Annotated in this window: 18 protein-coding genes; 9 read left to right on the top strand and 9 right to left on the bottom strand. The window is 69.1% G+C overall.

The window, feature by feature from the left end; genetic code table 11:
- Nucleotides 1-165 precede the first annotated feature (165 nt).
- Nucleotides 166-1,197: an S-methyl-5-thioribose-1-phosphate isomerase gene (gene mtnA, locus ACFY1L_RS18615; RefSeq protein ID WP_388824783.1), complete on the top strand. Its 1,032-nt coding sequence runs from the start codon at nucleotides 166-168 to the stop codon at nucleotides 1,195-1,197.
- 79 nt (nucleotides 1,198-1,276) lie between these two features.
- Here the strand turns inward: mtnA and mtnB are convergent, their stop codons facing one another.
- Genes mtnB through ACFY1L_RS18600 form a run of 3 tightly spaced genes read right to left on the bottom strand, consistent with a single transcriptional unit; the run spans nucleotide 1,277 to nucleotide 3,203 of the window.
- The gene (mtnB, locus tag ACFY1L_RS18610; protein WP_388824780.1) at nucleotides 1,277-1,885 is read right to left on the bottom strand and encodes a methylthioribulose 1-phosphate dehydratase; all 609 of its coding nucleotides are present in this window, start codon (nucleotides 1,883-1,885) and stop codon (nucleotides 1,277-1,279) included.
- Nucleotides 1,882-2,607 (bottom strand): acireductone synthase, encoded by a 726-nt coding sequence (gene mtnC, locus ACFY1L_RS18605; RefSeq protein ID WP_388824777.1) that lies wholly within the window; start codon nucleotides 2,605-2,607, stop codon nucleotides 1,882-1,884. Before mtnC ends, mtnB begins: the two co-directional genes overlap by 4 nt.
- The gene (locus ACFY1L_RS18600; protein WP_388824774.1) at nucleotides 2,604-3,203 is read right to left on the bottom strand and encodes an acireductone dioxygenase; all 600 of its coding nucleotides are present in this window, start codon (nucleotides 3,201-3,203) and stop codon (nucleotides 2,604-2,606) included. The genes mtnC and ACFY1L_RS18600 overlap by 4 nt, the downstream gene beginning before the upstream one ends.
- 527 nt (nucleotides 3,204-3,730) lie before the next feature.
- On the opposite strand from ACFY1L_RS18600, the gene ACFY1L_RS18595 reads away from it, so the two are divergent.
- The 4 genes from ACFY1L_RS18595 to mtnK are packed head-to-tail and all read left to right on the top strand — an operon-like array spanning nucleotide 3,731 to nucleotide 8,634.
- Nucleotides 3,731-4,828, top strand: coding sequence for a substrate-binding domain-containing protein (locus ACFY1L_RS18595; RefSeq protein WP_388824771.1), 1,098 nt, complete (start codon nucleotides 3,731-3,733; stop codon nucleotides 4,826-4,828).
- Nucleotides 4,815-6,350: a sugar ABC transporter ATP-binding protein gene (locus tag ACFY1L_RS18590; RefSeq protein ID WP_388824768.1), complete on the top strand. Its 1,536-nt coding sequence runs from the start codon at nucleotides 4,815-4,817 to the stop codon at nucleotides 6,348-6,350. The genes ACFY1L_RS18595 and ACFY1L_RS18590 overlap by 14 nt, the downstream gene beginning before the upstream one ends.
- A gap of 43 nt (nucleotides 6,351-6,393) precedes the next feature.
- Nucleotides 6,394-7,440 (top strand): ABC transporter permease, encoded by a 1,047-nt coding sequence (locus tag ACFY1L_RS18585; RefSeq protein WP_388824765.1) that lies wholly within the window; start codon nucleotides 6,394-6,396, stop codon nucleotides 7,438-7,440.
- A gap of 21 nt (nucleotides 7,441-7,461) precedes the next feature.
- Nucleotides 7,462-8,634, top strand: a complete 1,173-nt coding sequence (gene mtnK / locus ACFY1L_RS18580; RefSeq protein ID WP_388824762.1) for an S-methyl-5-thioribose kinase — start codon at nucleotides 7,462-7,464, stop codon at nucleotides 8,632-8,634.
- Between the two features lie 12 nt (nucleotides 8,635-8,646).
- Here the strand turns inward: mtnK and ACFY1L_RS18575 are convergent, their stop codons facing one another.
- The 5 genes from ACFY1L_RS18575 to ACFY1L_RS18555 form a co-directional block, all read right to left on the bottom strand.
- Nucleotides 8,647-9,186 carry an SMI1/KNR4 family protein gene (locus tag ACFY1L_RS18575; RefSeq protein WP_388824759.1) on the bottom strand — a complete coding sequence of 180 codons (540 nt, stop codon included), beginning with the start codon at nucleotides 9,184-9,186 and terminating at the stop codon, nucleotides 8,647-8,649.
- A gap of 180 nt (nucleotides 9,187-9,366) precedes the next feature.
- On the bottom strand, nucleotides 9,367-10,983 hold the full coding sequence (locus tag ACFY1L_RS18570) for an FAD-dependent oxidoreductase (protein ID WP_388824756.1): 1,617 nt from the start codon (nucleotides 10,981-10,983) through the stop codon (nucleotides 9,367-9,369).
- Between the two features lie 51 nt (nucleotides 10,984-11,034).
- Nucleotides 11,035-12,576 (bottom strand): glycerol kinase GlpK, encoded by a 1,542-nt coding sequence (glpK, locus tag ACFY1L_RS18565; protein ID WP_388824753.1) that lies wholly within the window; start codon nucleotides 12,574-12,576, stop codon nucleotides 11,035-11,037.
- 79 nt (nucleotides 12,577-12,655) lie between these two features.
- Nucleotides 12,656-13,456: an MIP/aquaporin family protein gene (locus ACFY1L_RS18560; RefSeq protein ID WP_388824750.1), complete on the bottom strand. Its 801-nt coding sequence runs from the start codon at nucleotides 13,454-13,456 to the stop codon at nucleotides 12,656-12,658.
- A gap of 377 nt (nucleotides 13,457-13,833) precedes the next feature.
- Nucleotides 13,834-14,598, bottom strand: a complete 765-nt coding sequence (locus tag ACFY1L_RS18555; RefSeq protein ID WP_388824747.1) for an IclR family transcriptional regulator — start codon at nucleotides 14,596-14,598, stop codon at nucleotides 13,834-13,836.
- 304 nt (nucleotides 14,599-14,902) lie between these two features.
- Here ACFY1L_RS18555 and metH point away from each other — a divergent pair, with 304 nt between their 5' ends.
- The 4 genes from metH (at nucleotide 14,903) to ACFY1L_RS18535 (ending at nucleotide 23,072) form a co-directional block, all read left to right on the top strand.
- A complete protein-coding gene (gene metH, locus ACFY1L_RS18550; protein ID WP_388824744.1) occupies nucleotides 14,903-18,418 on the top strand; it encodes a methionine synthase in 3,516 nt (1,171 codons plus the stop codon).
- A 230-nt stretch (nucleotides 18,419-18,648) separates the two neighbouring features.
- Nucleotides 18,649-19,344: an HAD family hydrolase gene (locus ACFY1L_RS18545; RefSeq protein WP_388824741.1), complete on the top strand. Its 696-nt coding sequence runs from the start codon at nucleotides 18,649-18,651 to the stop codon at nucleotides 19,342-19,344.
- A 473-nt stretch (nucleotides 19,345-19,817) separates the two neighbouring features.
- Nucleotides 19,818-21,422, top strand: coding sequence for an ABC transporter substrate-binding protein (locus ACFY1L_RS18540; RefSeq protein WP_388824738.1), 1,605 nt, complete (start codon nucleotides 19,818-19,820; stop codon nucleotides 21,420-21,422).
- 69 nt (nucleotides 21,423-21,491) lie between these two features.
- Nucleotides 21,492-23,072: an ABC transporter substrate-binding protein gene (locus tag ACFY1L_RS18535; RefSeq protein ID WP_388824735.1), complete on the top strand. Its 1,581-nt coding sequence runs from the start codon at nucleotides 21,492-21,494 to the stop codon at nucleotides 23,070-23,072.
- A gap of 74 nt (nucleotides 23,073-23,146) precedes the next feature.
- Here ACFY1L_RS18535 and ACFY1L_RS18530 read toward each other — a convergent pair whose 3' ends face one another.
- On the bottom strand, nucleotides 23,147-23,818 hold the full coding sequence (locus ACFY1L_RS18530; RefSeq protein WP_016639462.1) for a response regulator transcription factor: 672 nt from the start codon (nucleotides 23,816-23,818) through the stop codon (nucleotides 23,147-23,149).
- Nucleotides 23,819-23,823 lie beyond the last annotated feature (5 nt).

Below are 23,823 nucleotides of genomic sequence, written 5' to 3'. Positions count from 1 at the left end.
GCGGCGCTTGGTGAGCAGCACTCGTCCTCCCTCGTCTCGACTGGTGGGCTGCGAGTGGGTGGACTGTACACCGGACATTCGGACACCCGCTCGACTGTCTCGAACTGTGGTTCTTCAAGGTCATGTACCGTGACGAGACCCCCAGGAACTGCAGGAGTGTCCGCCATGTCCCATGAATTGCGCGCCGTCCACTGGACCGGAACCGGCCTCGCGCTGATCGACCAGACTCTGCTCCCGCACCGTACCGAGACGATGGATGTCCGCGATGTGGACACCCTGGTCGACGCGATCCAGCGCCTCGTGGTGCGCGGCGCCCCCGCGATCGGGGCGGCCGGGGCGTACGGTGTCGCGCTCGCGATCCTCCAGGGGCAGCGGGAGGGCTGGACGGACGGCGAGATACGCACGGCCGTCGCCCGCGTCCGCGAGGCCCGGCCCACCGCCGTCAACCTCATGGTGTGCGTGGACCGCGTCATGACGCGCTTCGGCGAGGGCCTCGACGCGGTGCTCGAGGAGGCCGCCGCCGTCCAGCGCGAGGACGTCGAGGCGAACCGCGCGATGGGCGCGTACGGCGCCGAATGGCTGCTCGAAAAGGTGGGTGTGGAGCGGCCGTTGCGCATCCTCACGCACTGCAACACGGGCGCGCTGGCGACAGCCGGCTGGGGCACCGCACTCGGCGTCATCCGCGAACTGCACGCGCGCGGACGCCTCGACGTCGTCTATGCCGACGAGACGCGCCCCCTGCTGCAGGGATCCCGCCTGACCGCCTGGGAGTTGGTCCAGGAGGGCATCCCGCACTACGTCCAGGCCGACGGCGCCGCCGCCGGCACCATCCTGCGCGGCGAGGTCGACGCGGCGATCGTCGGAGCGGACCGCATCGCGGCCAACGGCGACACGGCGAACAAGGTGGGCACGGTGGGCGTGGCGCTGGCCTGCGCCGACGCGGGCGTTCCGTTCCTGGTGGCGGCGCCCACGACCACGGTCGACCTGTCGACGAAGACCGGCGACGACATCCACATCGAACTCCGCGGCGAGGCCGAGGTGCTGGAGTGGGCCGGGGTGCGGGTGGCGCCCGCCGAGTCGCGCGGACACAACCCGGCGTTCGACGTGACGCCGGGCCGGTTGGTGACGGGGCTGGTGACGGAGCGGGGTGTGCTGGAGGTCGCGTCCGGTCAGCTCCCCGCGGATCACCTGAAGTAGGCGGATCACCTGACGGAGAAGGAAGGGGTCCCCGAACTCGGGGACCCCTTCTCGGTGTCGGCTCTCAGTCAGCTCGGTGTCAGCGCTTAGTGAGCTCCAACTCCAGCAGCCACTCCACCACTTCGGTGTGATGCCGCGCCTGACGCGGGTCGGCGCCCCACACGTACAACCCGTGCCCGGCGACCACCACCGCCGGCATCCGGGTGTCCCGCGCCTCCTCCAGCCGGTCCCCAAGTACCTTCATGTCCTGGCTGTTGGCGATGACCGGCAGCGTCACCTCGACGTCGTGGGCCGGCTGTCCGACCCCCTTCAGCATCTCCAGGTCCTTGAAGACGATCCCGCCGGGCTCGCGCTTCCCCATAGCCACCGAGGCGACGGTGTGCACGTGCACCACGGCACCCGCACCGGTCAGCGCGGCCACGCGCGCGTGCAGCTCGGCTTCGGCGGACGGCTTCCCGCCCTCTACGGCCGCTCCCTGACCGTCCACCAACACCACGTCCGTGGGCGTCAGTTCGCCCTTGTCGTGCCCGCTGGCGGTGACCGCGAGGCGCAGCGGCTCGCGCGAGAGCACCACGGACAGGTTCCCCGAGGTGCCGCGCATCCAGCCGAAGGAGGCGAAGCGTGCGGACTCGGCGGCGAGCACCGCCCCCGCCTCCTCGAGGTCGAGTGCGCTGATTCCGTCGGTCATGTGGTGCTCCCGGTGGTGCTGATGGTGATCTCGTCGAACGTCCCCGCCTGCGCGTGGTCCCCGACGCCCTGCTCGTAGTACGGCTCCCCGGGCCGCCGGATCCCGACGGCGTGCCAGCCGGCCGCGCGGGCCGCGTCCAGTTCGCCGGGCCGGTCGGAGAGGAAGAGGAGACGGTCCGGCTCGATGCCGGTCGCCCCGGCGATACGGCCGTACGACTCCGGCTCCTGTTTGGGCCCGGCGTTCTCGGTGTCGTACAACCCCGAGACCAGCGGCAGCAGATCGCCTTCCGGGCTGGAGGCGAACCACGCCCGCTGGGCCGCCACCGACCCGGAGGAGTAGACGTAGAGCTGCACGCCGGCCTCGTGCCAGGCTCGCAGTGCCGGTACGACGTCGTCGTAGAAGTGCGAGACGAGGTCGCCGCGCGCGAAGCCCTCGGACCAGATGACGCCCTGGAGGGTCTTCAGCGGGGTGGCCTTGCGGTCCTCGTCGAGCCAGGCGTTGAGGGCCTTCTCGATGCGAACGTTGTCGGCGTCGGGCTCGCCGAGGTCTTCCCGCACCTGTGCGACCGCCCGCGCCACGTCAGGATCGTCGGGCCGCGCGGAGAGCAGCGCTCCGAAACGGGAACGCGAGTACGGGTACAGCACGTCGACGACGAAACCCGTGGCGCTCGTGGTGCCCTCGATGTCGAGCACCACGGCGTCCACGTCGTAGTGCAATGTCACACTGCACCCTTGTCTGCCTGGTAACCCGCCGCGATCGTGTCGTAGTCCGGGAACCGCGACGCGATGGTCGAACCGGTGAAGTTGCCGATCCAGCCGTCCTCCTCGTGGAAGAACCGGATCGCGGTGAACGACGGCTTCGTGCCCATGTCGAACCAGTGCGTGGTGCCGCGCGGCACGCCCAGCAGGTCGCCCTTCTCGCAGAAGACCGCGTGCACTTCACCGTTCACGTGCAGGTAGAAGATGCCGGAGCCGGAGACGAAGAAGCGGACCTCGTCATCGTCGTCGTGCGTGTGCTCCTGCAGGAACTTCTCGCGGGCCGCCTTCGCCTTCGCCGGGAACTCCGGGTCGTCGCTGGGGTGCAGGCCGAGCACGTCGACGGTGGTGAAGCCCTCCTCGGCGTTCAGCTTGTCGATCTCGGGGCCGTACGCGGCGAAGACCGTCTCGCTGTCGGCGTCGAAGGGGACGTCCTCACGGATCGGCCACTGCTCGTAGCGCACACCCAGCGGCTTGAGCGCCTCGGCGATCTCGGCGGGGTCCGCGGTGCGGCGTACAAGGGTCTCCGGGCCGGACTCGGACCAGGTCGTCAGCAGGGTCATGGCAGCAACTCCAGGAGTCTGGAAGGGAAGTCCGGATACCGAGACAAGCACCGGACGGGCGAGGAGGAAAGGGAGACTTCGGCGAACAGGGATTCAGCCGCGACACAGCGCGCCGGGACAGCGGCGCATGCAGGGCATGAGCAGCGCGGTCGCGCGAGTTGTCGTCATCAGGGCCTCACTGTGCCGGGTCGGGTGCCGGTCAGGCGATGGTAACTCGCGAGTCCACGGCCACCAGGTGTGACGTAGTCGTTGTCTCAACAATTGAGAAAGCGCATTCATCCCTTTGACGCATGGCTGAAATCGTTCTCATGATCTAGGCATGAAGACGCTGCTGCTCGTGCGGCGGCTGTACGTGGACCTGCTCCGGTCGACCACGGCCAGCTGTCGCTGACCCCATCCGGAGCCCCGCCGCGCCCTGCCCGCGCGTGCGCCCGCCATCCCTGTGCGTGTTGGCGCTTTCCTTGCCCTGCTCCGGTTCAAGCACCCCCTCTTCCCTTCTGCGCCACCCCTTGCACCTGGAGCCCCTCATGTCCCGTACCCGCGTCCCCCTCGCCGCGCTCTCGCTGGCCTCCGCCTCCGCGCTCCTCCTCGCGGGCTGCTCCCAGTCCACGGACGCCTCGAAGAACACCGGCGACACCGCGGCCTCCGCCTCCGCCGCCACTGGCAAGAAGCCCGCCCCCTTCAGCAAGGGCACGGTCAAGGTGGCCCTGGTCCGGCAGAGCGGCGCCGGCGACTACTTCGAGCAGTGGGGCAACGGCGCCAAGGCGCAGGCCAAGGCCCTCGGCATCGACCTGACCACGTACGACGCCCAGGCCGACAACGCCAAGCAGGCCACCGACCTGTCCTCGGCGATCAACTCCGGCGCGCAGGCGATCATCATCGACCACGGCTTCCCGGCGACCATCCAGCCGGAGATCGACAAGGCCGTGAAGAAGGGCATCAAGGTCGTCGTCTACGACGTCGAGACCAAGACCAAGGGCGTGGTCAGCACCGAGCAGGACGACGCCAGTATGGCCCAGGCCGTCCTCGACGTCATGGCCAAGTCGGTCGGCAAGAACGCCAAGGTCGGCTACGTGAACGTGGCCGGTTACGCCGCCCTCGACAAGCGCAACACCGTCTGGAAGAAGACGCTGGACGCGCAGGGCTGGACGCAGGAGTTCAAGGTCGGCAAGGTCACCGACTCCACGGCCACTGACAACGTTCCCCTGGTCTCCGCCGCCCTCACCCAGCACTCCGACCTGACCGGCATCTTCGCCCCCTACGACGAGTTGGCGAAGGGCACCGTCCTCGCCGTCCAGAACAAGAAGCTGCAGGACAAGGTGAAGGTGTTCGGCGCGGACGTCTCCAACGCCGACATCCAGAACATGACCGCGGCGAACAGCCCCTGGGCCGCCACGGCGGGCACCGACCCGTCCGCGGTCGGCGCCGCCGTCGTCCGTACGGCCGCCCTGGAGCTGGCCGGACAGCTGAACAAGGACACCGTCTCCTTCCCGGCCGTCGCCATCACCCAGGACTTCCTGCGCAAGAACAAGATCGAGAATATGGACCAGCTGCGCGAGGCGCTGCCCGCGCTGAACCTCTCCAAGGTCAGCACCGCGGACTGGATCCCCAATGTCGCCCACTGACACCGCTGTTGAGGGCGAGCCCGCAGTCAGCCTGCGGGACGTCAGCATGGCCTTCGGCGGCAAGACGGTGCTCGCCTCCGTCTCCCTCGACATCGCACCGGGCAGCGTGGTCGCGCTGCTCGGTGCGAACGGTGCCGGCAAGTCCACGCTGATCAAGATCCTCTCGGGCGTGCACACGGACCACGGCGGGGAGGTGCGGGTCGCAGGGGAGCCCGCGGCACTCCCATCGCCGCTCGCCGCCCGGCAGTTGGGCATCCAGACGGTGCATCAGCGCATCGGCGAAGGCATCGTGCCCGGCCTCACGGTCGCCGAGAACCTGGTCTTCGAGGAGCTGGCGCAGAAGCGCGGCAACCCGTTCCTGGGCAGCGGCAAGGTCCTTGCCCGCGCCCGCGAGATCCAGGCGGGCCTCGGCCTCGACTGGAGCGACAGCCTGCTCCGCCGCGACGTGAGTGAACTCGGCATCTCCGACCGTCAGTTGCTCATCCTCGCCCGCGCCCTGGCCACCCGCCCCCGCCTGCTGATCCTCGACGAGCCGACCTCGGCCCTCTCCGCCGCCGAGGCGGAGCGCCTGTTCGCGCTCGTCGAGAAGATGCGGGACGACGGCATCGCGGTGCTGTACGTCTCCCACCGCCTCGGTGAGATCGACGCGCTCGCCGACCGCCTGGTCGTCCTGCGGGACGGCCGTCTCACCGAGGACCAGGCCAGGCCCTTCGACTGGGACGCCGCCCTGCGCGCGATGCTCGCCCAGGCCCAGGAGGCGACCACGGCCCGCCCGGTGCGGGAAGGGGCCGAGGGAGATGTCGTGCTGTCGCTTCGAGGCGTACGGCTCTTCGAAGGCTGCGCCCCGCTCGACCTCGACCTCCGCACCGGCGAAGTCACCGGCGTCGTTGGCCTGTTGGGCGCCGGCAAGACCGAGCTGGCCCGCGGCCTCTTCGGCGCCGAGCCCTTCACCACCGGCACGGTCGAACTGGACGGCAAGCCGTACCAGCCCCGCCGCCCCTCCGACGCCATCCGCGGCAGCATCCACCTGGTCCCCGAGGACCGGCACGCCGACGCACTCGTGCCCGGCTGGTCGCTGGCGCAGAACATCTCACTGCCGTTCCTGAAGTCCCTGTCCCGGGCGGGACTTGTGAACCGCTCCCGCGAGGACGCCCTCGGCCGCGACACCATCGACGCCCTCGGTGTCGTCACCCGCGACGAGCACAGCACCGTCGAGGAACTGTCCGGCGGCAACCAGCAGAAGGTCGTCGTCGGCCGCTGGCTCGCCGAGACACCCCGCGTCCTCATCCTGGACGAGCCGTTCCGAGGCGTGGACATCGGCGCCCGCCGCGACATCGGCCGCCGGGCCCGCGCCCTGGCCGGCGAGGGCTCGGCCGTCCTAGTCCTGTCCGCCGACGTCGACGAGATTCTCGAGATCGCCGACCGGGTCGTCGTGCTCGCCGCCGGTGAGATCCACCTCGACGCCCACGGCGAGGGCGCGGAACGCGACCGCGTCATCCAGACCATCTCGGCGTCGGTGTGACACCCGCCGTCGCCGCCGCCGTCGCCGCCCAAGGAAGCACCCCATGACCACCACCCAGAGCACCGAGGTCCCCACCAAGGCGGCGATCCCGCCCGCGACCTCCACCGCCGTGCGCGTCCAGAACGCCGTGATCAAGTACGGCTTCATCTTCGTGACGGTCGCGCTCTTCCTGTACTTCGCGCTGAGCGAGGGCTCGTTCCGCGAGTCGGCGACCCTCCTCGACACCCTGCGATACGTCTCCGTGGCCGCCATCCTGGGTCTCGGCGTCACGCTCACCATGGCCGTCGGCGGAATGGACATGTCCGTGGGCGCGGTCGCCGGCCTCGGCGTCTCGGTCGCAGCCCAGACAATGGTCGTCTTCAACCAGGTCGGCACGGTCGCGATCATCGCGGTGCTTGCGGCAGGCGCCCTGGCAGGCCTGCTCAACGCACTGCTCATCGTCGTACTGAAGATCCCCGACATGCTGGCAACGCTCGGCACGATGTTCGTGATCCAGGGCAGCAAACTCATCCTGGTCGACGGCCAGTCCATCACCCCCGGCATGACGATGTCCGACGGCAGCACCGCACCCGGCAGGTTCACCGCGGGCTTCCTGAAGATCGACCGCGGGACGGTCCTCGGCATCCCCGTCTCCGTCCTGATCTTCGGCGGCCTGACGATCGCCGCCTGGGTCTTCCTCGCCCGCACCCGCTGGGGCCGGATCCTGTACGCCATCGGAGCCAACCCCGAGGCCTCCCGACTGGCCGGCATCCGCGTCGGCGCCTACCGGGCCCTCGCCTACGTCATCTCCGGCGTCCTCGCCTCGATCGGCGGCCTCATCCTGGCGTCCCGCATCGGCCAGGGCGACGTGAGCGCCGGCACCTCGCAACTCCTGGAGGCGGTGGCGGTGGCCCTGGTCGGCACCTCGGTCCTGGGCCGGGGCCGCCCGAACGTCTGGGGCACGGCCCTGGGCGCCGTCCTGATCGGCATCATCACCACCGGCCTGACCATCAAGGGCCTGCCGTACTACACGCAGGACGTCGTCGAGGGCGCGGTACTGATCCTCGCCCTCGTCTTCAGCTTCACGTTGTCCAAGCGCCGTACCGCATAAGGAAGTTCGAGGAGTTCTGAGATGGGCTACCGCATCCTGGAGACCGACGACATCCCCGGCTACCTGCACGAGCGGGGCCACTGGGAGGACGTCGGCGACATCCACGTCCGCGAGGTCTCGGACGGCAACATGAACCGCGTCTTCCTGGCGTCCAGTGCGGACGGTACCCGCAGCCTCGCCGTCAAGCAGGCGCTGCCCTGGGTCCGGGTCGCCGGCCCCTCCTGGCCTATGAATCCGGACCGCGCCGACGCCGAGGCCCGCGCCTACGAGCAGGTCGCCAAGGTCGCCCCCGACAAGATCCCGGCGATCCACGGCTACGACCCCGAGAACTACGCCCTCGTCATGGAGGACATGTCCGACCTGGAGGTCCTGCGCACGCTCCTCAACGAGGGCGCGTCCTACGGTCCCCACACCTCCGCCCGGATCGGCGAGTTCGTCGCCCAGTTCTCCTTCGCGACCAGCGACTTCGGCATGGCGTCGGCGGACCGCAAAGCGCTGATCGCGGCCTCGGTCAGCCCCGAGCTCTGCAAGATCACCGAGGACGTGGTCCTCTCCGAGCCGTACATCGAGCACGAACACAACCACTGGCACGAGGGGTTGGACGACCTGGCGGCGGAGTTCCGCGCGGACGGGAAGCTCCGCACGGAGGTCGCCGACCTGCGCCACGCCTTCATGACCGGCGCCCAGGCCCTCCTCCACGGCGACCTGCACACCGGCAGCATCATGGTCGGCACCCGCGAAGGCGCCCCCGTCGTCCGCGTCTTCGACCCCGAGTTCTCCTTCGTCGGCCCGATCGGCTACGACCTCGGCCTGTACTGGGCGAACGCGCTGGTGTCGGAGGAACGGGCCCGGGCGCTGGGCGGGTTGAGCGACCACGGCGACCAACTCCGCCTCTCCTGGGAGGCGTTCGAGACCGAATTCCGCCGGCTGTGGCCGACCCGGGTCGACACGTTCTTCGACGACGCCTACCTGGACCGCTTCCTGCGCCGCGTCTGGACCGAGTCCCTCGGCTACGCCGGCACGGAAATCATCCGCCGCATCATCGGCTTCGCCCACCTGACCGACCTGACGACCCTGCCCGACCCGGTACCGGCGTCGCGGCGGGCACTGCTGTTGGGGCGCGAACTGATCGTGCGGCGCGAGGAGTTGGGGGACGCGGAGGCGGTGCGGTCGGTCGTGGAGTCCCTCGACTGACCGGACGGCATCTCACTCGGCCTCGAACCAGTCGTTGCCCTCGGACCAGTGCTTCACCCATCCGGCGAATCCTGCTTCGGCCGCCGTGCTGCCGAACTCGGCGCCGTGCGGCAGCGCGCCCTCGCCCGTGACGAGCCAGAGATGACCCCGCTGCGGACCGGTGACGACCAGGTGCCAGTCCATCCCGCAACCGTCCGTGCCCAGGTTCAGCGAACCGTGGTGGACGACCTGCTCGATGACGGCGTCGGGGTCCTCGTACCCCCCGTCGTCCTCCTCCCACACCCACAGCTCCGTGAGCGGGAAAGGCTTGCCCGGATCCTGTCCCTTGGCGCTCTCGGCCAGCCCCACGAGCCCGTACTCCGGCGGCCCCTGGAACGACCCGTCGGACACCTCCGCGACGAACGTCCGATACGGCTCGGGCAGTACCACCCCGTGCTCCGCCTCGAAGGCCCGCACCGCCTCCCAGCCGAGCGCCGACTCCCCGCCGTCGTCCACGCCGAGCGCCGCACGCAGCGCGGCGAGATCCTCGGGACTGGCCTGATCACTGTTCATGCGCCCATGAAAACACCCGCCACTGACAACGGCGGGGGCACACGAAGAAGGGCGGCTCCGTCGGCATGGAGTCGCCCCTCTTCGCGGATCCGGCCGCCCAGGGGAGAGGGGCCGTTCCCGGTCGTGCCGGCCCTGGTCAGGGAAGGGGCCGGCGCGAGGTCTGCTTCGTTTCCGAGCAGGTCACTTCTTGTCGAGCAGGTCCTGGACCTTGGCGCGGACCTCGTCCGTGGCCAGACCCCGGATCGTCAGCGTCGTACGGCGGCGCAGCACGTCGTCCGGCGTCTCGGCCCACTCGTTGTCCCGGGCGTAGACGACCTGCGCCCAGATCTCCGGCGCGTCGGGGTGAACCCGCTGAGCCAGCTCCGGGTTGTCGTTGGCCAGACGGGCGATGTCGAACGCCAGCGAACCGTAGTGCGTCGCCAGGTGCTTGGCGGTGTCGGCCGCCATGCGCGGACCCGGCGCAGGGTGGTCGACGAGCAGCCGGTGCGCGACCGCGCGCGGGTTGGCGACACCCGGCAGCGGCAGCTTCTTCGGCAGCGAGGAGATCGGCTCGAAGTCGTCGCCCAGGGGGTGCCCCGGCAGTGCCTCCAGCTTCTGCATCACCGTACGGCCGATGTGGCGGAAGGTCGTCCACTTGCCGCCCGCGACGGACAGCATCCCGCCACGGCCTTCCGTCACCACGGTCTCGCGCTTGGCCTTCGCGGTGTCGCCGGGACCGCCCGGCAGCACCCGCAGGCCCGCGAAGGAGTACGTGATCAGGTCACGGCTCAGCTGCTGGTCCCGGACCGAGAACGCGGCCTCGTCCAGGATCTGGGATATGTCCTTCTCGGTGACCGCGACGTCCGCCGGGTCGCCCTCGAACTCCTCGTCCGTCGTACCGAGAAGGAGCATGTCCTCCCAGGGCAGGGCGAACGTGATGCGGTACTTGTCGATCGGGGTCGCCAGCGCGGCCTTCCAGGGGGAGGTCCGCTTCAGGACCAGATGCGCGCCCTTCGACAGCCGGATCGACGGAGCGGCATTCGCGTCCTCCATACGGCGCAGGTGGTCGACCCAGGGGCCGGTCGCGTTGAGCACAAGCCGGGCGTTGACGCCGAACTCGTCACCGGAGGTGCGATCGCGCAGGTCGGCGCCGGTCACCCGGCCCTTGGTGAACCTCAGGCCGGTCACCTCGGCGTGGTTCAGGACGACCGCGCCCGCCTCGACGGCGGCACGGACCGTCATCAGCGCCATGCGCGCGTCGTTCATCTGGTCGTCGCCGTAGACGGCCACGGCCTTGAGGTTCTCGGTGCGCAGCTCGGGCACGTCCTGCGCCGCCTTCGCGGGGGACAGGAGGTGACCGACGCCGTCACCGAACGCGGAGAGTGCGGAGTAGGCGAAGACGCCCGCCCCGAGCTTCGCAGCGCCGTGCGGCCCGCCCTTGTACACGGGGAGGTAGAACGTGAGCGGGTTCGCCAGGTGGGGGGCCACCTGGCGGGAGACCGCACGGCGCTCGAAGTGGTTCTCCGCCACCAGCTTCACCGCGCCGGTCTGCAGGTAGCGCAGACCGCCGTGGAGCAGCTTGGAGGAGGCGGAAGAGGTGGCGCCGGCGAAGTCGCCGGCGTCGACCAGAGCCACCCTGAGGCCGGACTGCGCGGCGTGCCAGGCGGTGGAGATGCCCAGGATGCCGCCGCCGATCACAAGGAGGTCGTACGACGCCTTTGCGAGCTGCTCCCGGGTCTCGGCGCGGCTCGGGTTGGAGCCGGAGGCCGGGCGGGTACCCAGGGCAGGCACGGACTGCAGGGTGGTCTGACTGGTCATTTCGGGTTCTTACTCCTCATCAGAGCGTGCAGAGCCGTCGAGTGGCTCTCGTCAGCTCTCTTCGTCCTCGAGCCAGCCCATCGTCCGCTCGACGGCCTTGAGCCAGCTCTTGTACTCACGGTCGCGGGCGTCCGCGTCCATGCGGGGGGTCCACTCGGCGGCCCGCCGCCAGTTGGCGCGCAGGTCGTCGGTGCTGGTCCAGAAGCCGACGGCGAGACCGGCGGCGTAGGCGGCGCCGAGGCAGGTGGTCTCGGCGACCATCGGGCGCACCACGGGGGCGTCCAGGAAGTCCGAGAGGGTCTGCATCAGCAGGTTGTTGGAGGTCATGCCGCCGTCGACCTTGAGGGCCGCGAGCTCGACGCCCGAGTCCTTGGTCATGGCGTCCGTGATCTCACGGGTCTGCCAGGCGGTGGCCTCCAGGACGGCGCGCGCGAGGTGCGCCTTGGTGACGTACCGGGTCAGGCCGGCGATCACACCGCGGGCGTCGGAGCGCCAGTACGGGGCGAACAGACCGGAGAAGGCCGGCACGAAGTAGGCGCCGCCGTTGTCCTCGACCGAGAGCGCGAGCGTCTCGATCTCGGCGGCGGTGGAGATCAGGCCCATCTGGTCGCGCATCCACTGCACCAGCGAACCGGTGACGGCGATCGAGCCCTCGAGGGCGTAGACCGGCTTGTCGTCACCGATGCGGTAGCCGACCGTGGTCAGCAGGCCGGAGTACGAGTTGATGATCTTCTCGCCGGTGTTCAGCAGCATGAAGGTGCCCGTGCCGTACGTCGACTTGGCCTCGCCCTCGGCGAAACAGGTCTGGCCGAACAGGGCCGCCTGCTGGTCGCCGAGCGCGGAGGCGACCGGGATGCCGCCGAGCAGGTCGCCCAGCTTGCCGCCGGTGACCTCGCCGTAGACCTCGGCGGAGGAGCGGATCTCGGGGAGCATCGCCAGCGGGACGCCGATGGACTCGGCGATCTTCTCGTCCCACTCCAGCGTGTGCAGGTTCATCAGCATGGTGCGGGAGGCGTTGGTGACGTCGGTGTAGTGCTTGCCGCCGTCGACACCACCGGTCAGGTTCCAGATGACCCAGGTGTCCATGGTGCCGAAGAGGATGTCGCCCGCCTCGGCGCGCTCGCGCAGGCCCTCGACGTTGTCGAGCAGCCAGCGGGCCTTGGGGCCGGCGAAGTAGGAGGCCAGCGGAAGGCCGGTCTCACGGCGGAAGCGGTCCTGGCCGACGTTGCGGCCGAGCTCCTTGCAGAGCGCGTCGGTGCGGGTGTCCTGCCAGACGATGGCGTTGTGGACGGGCTCACCGGTGTTCTTGTCCCAGAGCAGCGTGGTCTCGCGCTGGTTGGTGATGCCGATGGCCTTGATGTCGTCACGCGTGATGCCGGCCTTCTGGATGGCCCCGGCGACGACCTCCTGGACGTTGGTCCAGATCTCGTTGGCGTTGTGCTCGACCCAGCCCGGCTTCGGGAAGATCTGCTCGTGCTCCTTCTGGTCGACGGAGACGATACGGCCGTCCCGGTCGAACACGATGCAGCGGCTGGAGGTGGTGCCCTGGTCGATGGCGGCGATGAAGGGGCCGGCGGTGTGCGCGTCGGTCACTGTGTGCTCCTGAAGTTCCTTGGAGGGAGGGCTGTCTGTACGGCGCGGTGCTGTTTAAGTGCGGTGAAAGCTGGTGCTCTTAAGCAAAAGCGACGTTGTAGATGCCTGCAGCGAGCGCGGCGCCGATCAGGGGACCGACGACCGGGACCCAGGCGTAGCCCCAGTCGGAGCCGCCCTTGTTGGGCAGGGGCAGGAGGGCGTGCACGACACGCGGACCGAGGTCACGGGCCGGGTTGATCGCGTAACCGGTCGGACCGCCGAGGGACAGACCGATGGAGACGACGACGAGCGAGGTGATCAGGGCGCCCAGGACGCCCAGGCCCTTGCCGCTGTCGTTGAGACCCTGCGTGAGGACGGCGAGCACCAGCACGATGGTGCCGATGACCTCCGTGGCGACGTTCTGCCAGGCGACCCGGACCTCGGGGCCGGTGGAGAAGATGCCCAGGACCGGGCCGGCGCCCTTCTCCTGCGCCTCGACGGCCTTGACCTTCGTGGCCTGCGCACCCGGACCGCCGACGATCTCCTTGTCGGTGAGGTGCGCGTGGAACTGGCCGTAGTAGGCGACCCAGACCAGGGCCGCACCGATCATGGCGCCGAGCAGCTGCCCGCCCCAGTAGATCGGGACGTCGCTCCAGTCGATGCCGTCCTTCTTGAGCGCGAGTGCGAGCGTCACGGCCGGGTTGAGGTGGGCACCGGAGAGCGGTGCCGAGGTGTAGACCGCCGTGAGTACGGCGAAGCCCCACCCGAAGGTGATGGCGAGCCAGCCGGCGTTGCGTGCCTTGGAGGCCTTCAGCGTCACGGCGGCGCAGACGCCACCGCCGAGCAGGATGAGTATGGCGGTACCGATGGTCTCGCCGATGAAGATGTCGGAGCTGGACACCCGCGACTCCTTTGTCCTTCGTCCAGGGGACCGAACCCCGGGTCCCTCCGGAGGTTCGAGCTGCCCTCGGGGGTGAGAGCGATGGCCGGCCCTTGGCGTTGTCACACTCTAGCGCGTATTGCCGGTAGGTGTTCGACAATGCCGACCGATGGACGGGAGTCTTGCCGTGGCGTTACGTGCGCGTCAAGGGTTCTGTTGCCGAAAACGGGATCGTTATTGATTGCTGTGAGCTGTCGATCTTGCAGGTCAGCTGCGTACGGACGAGTAACAAGCACCGTCCGTGCCTGCAAGGGCTTTCGGCGGGTTTGTCACGTTACGACTGAGGCCGGAACGTCACCCGACGTTCCGGCCTCCCCATGCGTCCCGCAAGGCGTCCCTCAGAAGCGCCCGCCGCCCAGATCCCGCGACACCGCACGGGCGCAGTCCCGCACCGCCGCGATCAGCTCGGGCCGCAGCTCCCCGTCCCGGCACAGCCGTTCCACGGCGCCGGTGATGCCCACCGCGCCCACCGGCATCCGCCGCCGGTCGTGGATCGGCGCGGCGACGGAGGCGACGCCCTCCCAGGTCTCCTCGACGTCGGCGGCGTAGCCACGCGCGCGTGACATGTCGAGGATGTGCTCGAAGTCCCCCAGCTCGCACACGGTGCGGTCGGTGAAGGGCTTGCGGTCGGCCTCGATCGCCTCGCTGTGCGCCACGGGGTCGTACGCCGACAGGACCTTGCCCAGGGCCGTGGAGTGCAGGGGCTGCATGGCCCCTATCTCCAGCACCTGCCGGCTGTCGTCGGGCCGGAAGACGTGGTGCACGATCAGTACGCCCTGCTGGTGCAGGACACCGAGGTACACGCTCTCGCCGCTGGACCGGGCCAGGTCGTCCGTCCACACCAGGGCGCGCGCCCGCAGCTCGTGCACGTCGAGATAGGTGGTGCCCAGGCGCAGCAGCTCGGCGCCCAGTTGATAGCGCCCGGAGGCGTCGTCCTGTTCGACGAAACCCTCCTGCTGGAGGGTGCGCAGAATGCCGTGGGCGGTGCCCTTGGCGAGGCCCAGCGAAGAGGCGATGTCCGAGAGGCCGAGCCGTCGCTCGCCGCCCGCGAGCAGCCGCAGCATCGCGGCCGCCCGCTCGAGCGACTGGATGTTCCGTGCCATCGCCGTACTGCCTCCGTCCCCTCGACCGTCGACGAAACCTCGTCATTACACCGCCGTTGCCGCCGTTCGGCAATGTCGAACACTACCGGTCGATGCCGACCTCCCGCTAATGGTCGTCCGCATCGGTCGGGTTCTGTTGTGTCACTGGTATCCCGGGAGTGACCTGCCCGTCACCCTCGTCCGCCCCGTGGACGCGCCTGACCAACCCGGCCGAGCCCGGTTACCCTGACGGGGTGCGCCCACCGCGGAGAGTCCCGTGGACCGCGCAAAGCCGACAGCCGTCGCACCTAAAGGGAGCCCTTTCATGGCCTCGTCGCCACTGACCCCTTCCGCCGACAGCCGGACCCGTGCGTCCGCGCTCCGCGAGGCGCTCGCCACCCGTGTGGTGGTCGCCGACGGAGCGATGGGGACCATGCTCCAGGCGCAGGACCCCACACTGGAGGACTTCCAGCAGCTGGAAGGCTGCAACGAGGTCCTCAATCTGACCCGCCCGGACATCGTCCGCTCGGTGCACTCCGCCTACTTCGACGCAGGTGTCGACTGCGTCGAGACCAACACCTTCGGCGCCAACCTCACCGCCCTCGGCGAGTACGACATCCCCGAGCGCGTCGCCGAGCTGTCCGAGGCCGGCGCCCGTATCGCCCGCGAGACGGCGGACGAGTTCGGCGCGCGCGACGGCCGTCAGCGCTGGGTGCTGGGCTCGATGGGCCCGGGCACCAAGCTGCCCACCCTCGGCCACACCACCTTCCACGCCATCCGCGACGCGTACCAGCAGAACGCCGAGGGCCTCCTCGCCGGCGGCGCCGACGCGCTCCTCGTGGAGACCACCCAGGACCTGCTGCAGACCAAGGCCTCGGTCATCGCCGCCCGCCGGGCGATGGAGACCGCCGGCTACGAGGTCCCGCTGATCGTCTCGGTCACGGTGGAGACCACCGGCACCATGCTGCTCGGCTCCGAGATCGGTGCCGCGCTGACCGCGCTGGAGCCGCTCGGCATCGACATGATCGGCCTGAACTGCGCGACCGGCCCCGCCGAGATGAGCGAGCACCTGCGCTATCTGGCCCGCCACTCGCGCATCCAGCTGTCCTGCATGCCGAACGCGGGCCTGCCGGTCCTCGGCAAGGACGGCGCCCACTACCCGCTGACCGCGCCGGAGCTCGCCGACGCGCAGGAGACCTTCGTCCGCGAATACGGCCTCTCCCTCATCGGCGGCTGCTGCGGCACCACCCCCGAGCACCTGCGCCAGGTCGTCGAGCGCGTCCGCGAGCTCGCCCCGACCGAGCGTCGGCCGCAGCCCGAGCCCGGCGCCGCCTCCCTCTACCAGACCGTGCCGTTCCGCCAGGACACCTCGTACCTGGCCATCGGCGAGCGCACCAACGCCAACGGCTCGAAGAAGTTCCGCGAGGCCATGCTGGAGGCCCGCTGGGACGACTGCGTGGAGATGGCCCGTGAGCAGATCCGCGAGGGCGCCCACATGCTGGACCTCTGCGTGGACTACGTCGGCCGCGACGGCGTCGCCGACATGGAGGAGCTGGCCGGCCGCTTCGCCACCGCCTCCACCCTGCCGATCGTGCTCGACTCCACCGAAGTCGACGTCCTCCGGGCCGGCCTGGAGAAGCTCGGCGGCCGTGCGGTCATCAACTCCGTCAACTACGAGGACGGCGACGGCCCCGAGTCCCGCTTCGCGAAGGTCACCGCGCTCGCCCAGGAGCACGGCGCCGCGCTCATCGCGCTGACCATCGACGAGGAGGGCCAGGCCCGCACCCCGGAGAAGAAGGTCGAGATCGCCGAACGGCTCATCGACGACCTCACCGGCAACTGGGGCATCCACGAGTCCGACATCCTCATCGACACCCTGACCTTCACCATCTGTACCGGTCAGGAGGAGTCGCGCAAGGACGGCATCGCGACGATCGAGGCGATCCGCGAGCTCAAGCGCCGCCACCCGGACGTGCAGACCACGCTCGGCCTCTCCAACATCTCCTTCGGCCTCAACCCGGCCGCCCGCATCCTGCTCAACTCGGTCTTCCTCGACGAGTGCGTGAAGGCGGGCCTGGACTCGGCGATCGTCCACGCGTCGAAGATCCTGCCCATCGCCCGGTTCAGCGAGGAGGAGGTGCAGACGGCCCTCGACCTGATCCACGACCGCCGCGCCGAGGGCTACGACCCGCTGCAGAAGCTCATGCAGCTCTTCGAGGGCGCCACTGCCAAGTCCCTGAAGGCGGGCAAGGCCGAGGAGTTGGCCGCCCTCCCGCTGGAGGAGCGCCTCAAGCGCCGCATCATCGACGGCGAACGCAACGGCCTGGAACAGGACCTGGACGCCGCCCTGCAGGAGCGCCCGGCCCTCGACATCGTCAACGAGACGCTCCTGGACGGCATGAAGGTCGTCGGCGAGCTGTTCGGCTCCGGCCAGATGCAGCTGCCGTTCGTGCTCCAGTCCGCCGAGGTCATGAAGGCCGCCGTCGCCCACCTCGAACCGCACATGGAGAAGTCCGACGCCGAGGGCAAGGGCACCATCGTGCTGGCGACCGTGCGCGGCGACGTGCACGACATCGGCAAGAACCTCGTCGACATCATCCTGTCCAACAACGGCTACAACGTCGTCAACCTCGGCATCAAGCAGCCGGTCTCCGCGATCCTGGACGCCGCCGAGGAGCACCGCGCCGACGTCATCGGCATGTCCGGGCTCCTGGTCAAGTCCACCGTGATCATGAAGGAGAACCTGGAGGAGCTCAACCAGCGTGGACTGGCGGCCAGGTTCCCGGTCATCCTCGGCGGCGCGGCCCTCACGCGCGCGTACGTCGAGCAGGACCTGCACGAGCTGTACGGGGGCGAAGTCCGGTACGCCCGCGACGCGTTCGAGGGCCTGCGCCTGATGGACGCGCTGATCGGCGTCAAGCGCGGCGTGCCCGGGGCGAAGCTGCCCGAGCTCAAGCAGCGCCGGGTGCGCGCAGGTGCCGTACAGGTCGAGGAGGAGCGCCCCGAAGAGGGCCACGTCCGCTCCGACGTCGCCACCGACAACCGCATCCCCGCCCCACCGTTCTGGGACACCCGCGTCATCAAGGGCATCCAGCTCAAGGAGTACGCGAGCTGGCTGGACGAGGGCGCGCTGTTCAAGGGCCAGTGGGGGCTCAAGCAGGCCCGCACCGGCGAGGGACCGTCGTACGAGGAACTCGTGGACACCGAGGGCCGGCCGCGGCTGCGCGGTCTGCTGGACCGGCTGCAGACCGAGAGCCTCCTCGAAGCGGCCGTCGTCTACGGCTACTTCCCGTGCGTCTCCAAGGACGACGACCTGATCATCCTGGACGAGCACGGCAACGAGCGCACCCGCTTCACCTTCCCGCGCCAGCGCCGCGGCCGCCGGCTGTGCCTCGCGGACTTCTTCCGCCCGCAGGAGTCGGGGGAGACCGATGTCGTCGGCCTGCAGGTCGTCACCGTCGGCTCGCGGATCGGTGAGGAGACGGCCCGCATGTTCGAGGCCAACGCCTACCGCGACTACCTCGAACTGCACGGCCTGTCCGTCCAGTTGGCCGAGGCGCTCGCCGAGTACTGGCACGCGCGGGTGCGTTCGGAGCTGGGCTTCGCCGGTGAGGACCCGAGCGAGATGGAGGACATGTTCGCCCTGAAGTACCGGGGCGCCCGCTTCTCCCTCGGCTACGGCGCCTGCCCGAACCTGGAGGACCGTGCCAAGATCGCCGACCTGCTCCAGCCCGAGCGCATCGGCGTCCACCTCTCCGAGGAGTTCCAGCTGCACCCCGAGCAGTCCACGGACGCGATCGTGATCCACCACCCGGAGGCGAAGTACTTCAACGCCCGCTGAGAAGGGTCCCCCGGGCGGCCGCAGGCGCCGCCCGGGACGCACCGAAGCGGCGCCCGGGACGGAAAGAAAGCGCAGCTCACAGCGTCCCCCGGCGGTATACACGGTGTGCCCCGGACCACGCCGAATAAACGAGGCGCTTCGGTCGCGGGCGACGTACACTGGTCGGTCCACTGCAGGCCGGTTCCCCCAGCGGGAACCGGCCTGCTCGCCCCTCAAGGAGGTGCGCCCGGATGACCAGTACGGTCCCCGCGCTCGGAACCCGTACGGCCGAAGGCTCAGCCCTGCAGGCCGTGCTCCTCGACATGGACGGAACCCTGGTGGACACCGAGGGCTTCTGGTGGGACGTCGAGGTCGAGATCTTCGCCGCCCTCGGCCACACCCTCGACGACACCTGGCGCCATGTCGTGGTCGGCGGTCCCATGACCCGCAGCGCGGGATTCCTGATCGAGGCCACCGGCGCCGACATCGCCCTCGCCGAGCTCACGGTGCTGCTCAACCAGGGGTTCGAGGACCGCATCGACCGCGCCCTGCCGCTGATGCCGGGTGCCGCGCGGCTGCTCGCCGAGCTCACCGAGTACGAGATCCCCACCGCCCTGGTCTCCGCCTCCCACCGGCGCATCATCGACCGGGTGCTGACCTCGCTGGGCCCCCAGCACTTCGCCCTGTCGGTCGCCGGCGACGAGGTGCCGCGCACCAAGCCGCACCCCGACCCGTATCTGTTCGCGGCCGCCGGGCTCGGTGTGGATCCGGCCAGATGTGCGGTCGTCGAGGACACCGCGACCGGCGTCGCGGCGGCCGAGGCCGCGGGCTGCCATGTCGTCGTGGTGCCCTCGGTGGCCCCCATCGCCCCCGCCGTCCGGCGCACCGTCGTGGGCTCCCTCGAAGAGGTCGACCTGGCATTTCTGCGCGGACTGATCGCCGCCTGATCACTTTCTGATCGCCAACTGATCGCTGTTCGATGACGGAAATGCGCCGGGCGTTCACCCAGCGTGCAAGGCTGATAGACAGGAATTCCCGGCACCGGTGTGCGAAAGAATTCGAAGCGCGCCGGATGGCCGAATTCCGGTACTGTTCCCGACCGTTGGGAATGTGAGGTTCCCCACTGACGCGGGGGTCGACAGGTCGGGCAACGTATGCTCTTCACCCCCTTTCGGGGTTCTGTGGCCTGCCCTTGTGTCCCGATTGGTGGAAGGCTGCACTAATCCTTCCGCTGTCGGGTTTTCGGTCTGTCCGCACCCGGTTTCGCTGCGTGATGGGTTCTCAACTCCGGTGGCCGCGAGCCCTCGTGCTGGTGCGGACTAATCTCGTCGCGAGAACCAACGCCTCTACCCCCGTGATCCGCCGCGACACCCCTGCATGCCGGATACACGGACTAGTACAGCTCTGGAGAAACACGAGCATGAACCGCAAGACTTTGGTGCTGCCGGCCGTCGTCGGCCTGCTCGCACCCGTGCTCGCCGCCTGTGGGGGCTCCGACAGCGGCAGTGGCGGATCCGCCGAGATCGCCGTCGGCACCACGGACTCGTTCACCGCCACGAAGGACGCTCCCGCGCCGCTGGACCCGGCGTACGCGTACGACGTCGGCACCTGGAACATCCTGCGCCAGACCGTGCAGACCCTGATGATCCAGCCGAAGGGCGAGGGCGACCCGGTGCCCGAGGCCGCACAGAGCTGCGGTTTCACCGACTCGGGCAACGAGCGCTACGCCTGCAAGCTGCGCGACGGCCTGGAGTTCGCCAACGGCGACAAGATCACCGCGGCCGATGTGAAGTACTCCATCGACCGCGCCCGCGCCATCAAGGCCGACTCCGAAGTCTCCGCCCTGCTGAACACCATCGACACCGTCGAGACGCAGGGTGACAACGAGGTCATCTTCCACCTCAAGACCGCGGACGCCACCTTCCCGTACAAGCTGTCGACTCCGGTCGCGGGCATCGTCAACCCCGACGACTACCCGAAGAACAAGCTGCGCGACGGCTTCGACGTCGACGGCTCCGGCCCGTACACCCTGTCGACCGAGGTCAAGAACGACGAGGTCGTCAAGGCCACGTTCACCAAGAACCCCAACTACAAGGGGACGCTGACGGTGAACAACTCCAAGGTCGACATGATCTCCTACGCGGACGCCGACGCGATGGGCAAGGCGCTCGACAAGGGTGACATCGACGTCATGACCCGCACGATGTCGCCGGAGCAGATCAAGAAGCTGGACAGCGGCGCGGACACCAACGCCGACCTGGTCGAGATGGCCGGCCTCGAGATCCGCTACCTCGCCTTCAACACCGACGCCCCGAGCGTGAAGTCCAAGGCGGTCCGCCAGGCGATGGCCCAGCTGATCAACCGCGGCGAGATCGTCTCCAAGGTGTACGGCACCCAGGCCGAGCCGCTCTACTCGCTGGTCCCGGCGAGCATCACCGGCCACTCGAACTCGTTCTTCAACAAGTACGGCGACCCGAGCACCGCCAAGGCCAAGGCCCTGCTGACCGCCGCGAACATCACCACGCCGGTCAAGCTGACGCTGCACTACACGACCGACCACTACGGCTCGGGCACCAAGAAGGAATTCGAGATCCTTCAGAAGCAGCTCAACGGCAGCGGCCTGTTCGACGTCACCATCCAGGGCTCGCTCTGGTCGAAGTTCGTCCCGGCCGAGCGCAAGGGCCAGTACGACGTGTGGGGCATGGGCTGGTTCCCGGACTTCCCGGACGCCGACAACTACCTCGCGCCGTTCCTCGACAAGGACAACTTCCTCAAGTCGCCCTACCGCAACAGCAAGATCATCAACACTCTGATCCCGGCGTCCCGCCGTGAGGCGGACCGCATCGCCGCCTCCGACAACCTCACCGAGATCCAGGACATCGTCGCCGACGACGTCCCGATCCTGCCGCTGTGGCAGGGCAAGCAGTACGTCGCCGCCCGCGACGACGTCACGGGGACCGCGTACGCGCTCAACTCCTCCTCGACCCTTCAGCTCTGGGAGCTCGGCCGTGGCGTGAGCGGCTGATCTCTGTTCGTGCCCGGGGCCCAGGGACGGTGGCCCCGGGGTCCCGTAACCGACGAGAAGGCACCTGCAGTGAACTTGCGTAACCAGTGGCCGGTCCTGCCCGTAGTGGCGGGGCTGGCCTCCGGCCTTTTGACCGGCTGTGGAACGGACGGCGGTGACTCCGGGGGGACCGGTTCATCCGTGGTGATGGGGATGTCGGACGACGTCCTGGCCACCGACCCCGCCTCCGGTTACGACCCCGGCTCCTGGCTGCTGTTCAACAACGTCTTCCAGTCGCTGCTCAGCTTCCCCAACGGAGGCACCGAGCCCGAGCCGGACGCCGCCCAGTCGTGCGGCTTCACCGACACGACGACCAAGGTCTACAAGTGCACGCTCAAGGACGGCCTCAAGTTCAGCAACGGTGACTCGCTCACCTCCGAGGACGTCAAGTTCTCCTTCGACCGCATGCTGAAGATCAACGACGCGGCCGGCCCGGCGATCATGTTCCCCATGCTCGACAAGGTGGAGACGCCGGACGAGAAGACGGTCGTCTTCCGGCTGAAGGTGCCCGACGCCACCTTCCCGAGCAAGATCGCCTCGGGTGCGGGCTCCATCGTCGACCACACCCAGTACGACGGGAACAAGCTGCGCAAGGACGGCAAGGCGGTCGGCTCCGGCCCGTACAAGCTGGACTCCTTCGGCGAGGACGAGGCCGCCTTCTCCGTCAACGGCAACTACAAGGGCAACGCCGAGGTGAAGAACTCCGGCGTGAAGCTCGAGTTCTTCCACGGGCGCCAGTCCGCCCTGAAGAAGGCCCTGCTGGACGACAAGATCGACATCGCCTACCGCGGTCTGACCGCGAAGGACATCGCCGACATCCAGAACGCCGACAACAGCTCCAAGGTGGAGGTCGTCGAGGGCAGCAGCGCCGAGGTCCAGCACCTGGTCTTCAACATGGACGACCCGGTGACCGGAAAGCTCGGCGTGCGCAAGGCCATCGCCTACCTCATCGACCGCGACGCCCTGATCAAGGACGTCTACCAGGGCACCGCCACCCCGCTGTACTCGATCATCCCGGCGGGCATCGCGGGCCACAACACGGCCTTCTTCGACACCTACGGCGCCAGCCCCTCGCCGGCCAAGGCCGCCGCCGCCCTGAAGGCCGAGGGCATCTCCGGCAAGGTCAAGCTGACCCTGTGGTCCACCCCGTCGCGCTACGGCCCGGCCACCGACGAGGAGTTGAAGGCGATCGCCAAGCAGCTCAACGCCAGCGGCCTGTTCGACGCCGACGTGAAGTCCGTCGCCTTCGACCAGTACGAGAAGGACATCGCCAAGGGCAAGTACGGCGTGTACGTGAAGGGCTGGGTGCCGGACTACCCGGACGCCGACAACTTCACGGCCCCCTTCTTCGGCAAGGGCAATGTGCTGAGCAACAACTACAACAACAACACCATCACCAGCACCCTCATCCCGCGCACCGCCGCCGAGAGCGACCGCGCCGCGACCGACAGCGACTACGGCCGCCTCCAGGACATCGTCGCCGACCAGCTGCCCGTCCTCCCGGTCTGGCAGGCCAAGCAGTACGCGGTCACCCGCGAGGGCGTCTACGGCCTCGAGTACTGCCTCGACGCCTCGACGGTCTTCCGCTTCTGGGAACTCAGCAAGGACTGAGCAACAGCGGTACGTACACAGAAGGGCGCCCTCCCGCGGAGGAGGGCGCCCTTCGTGTCGTACGACGACTGCCGCTACTGCGCGCCGGGCCGCACCAGCCCGCTCTCGTACGCATACACCGCGGCCTGCACCCGGTCGCGCAGCCCCAGCTTGGTGAGGACGTGCCCGACATGCGTCTTGACCGTGGTCTCGCTGACGAACAGGTCGGCGGCGATCTCGGCGTTCGACAATCCGCGCGCCACCAGCTTCAGCACCTCGACCTCGCGCTCGGTCAGCGTGTGCAGCGTGTCCGGGACCGGCTCGTCACCGGAGGGCAGATGACCGGCGTACTTGTCGAGCAGCCGCCGGGTGATGCTCGGTGCGAGCATCGCCTCGCCGGCCGCCACCACCCGGATCGCCTGCACCAGCTCGTTGGCCGGCGCGTCCTTCAGCAGGAAGCCGCTGGCACCCGCCCGCAGGGCCTCGACCACGTACTCGTCGAGGTCGAAGGTGGTCAGCACCAGCACCTTCGCCGGGCCGTCCCGCCCGGGCCCGGTGATCTGCCGGGTCGCCTCCACTCCGTCCATCCGCGGCATGCGGATGTCCATCAGGACCACGTCGGGCTGCAGCGCCCGCACCTGGTCGAGCGCTTGGAGGCCGTCTCCGGCCTCGCCGACGACCGCGATGTCCTGCTCGGCCTCCAGGATCATCCGGAAGCCGGTACGCAGCAGCGGCTGGTCGTCGACCAGTAGGACGCGGATGGCCACGTAAG

The sequence above is a fragment of the Streptomyces sp. NPDC001663 genome, from assembly GCF_042893105.1.
Classification (GTDB): Bacteria; Actinomycetota; Actinomycetes; order Streptomycetales; family Streptomycetaceae; genus Streptomyces.
The sequence above is the reverse complement of the archived record's forward strand: the minus strand, read 5'-3'. Positions and strand labels throughout refer to the sequence as shown.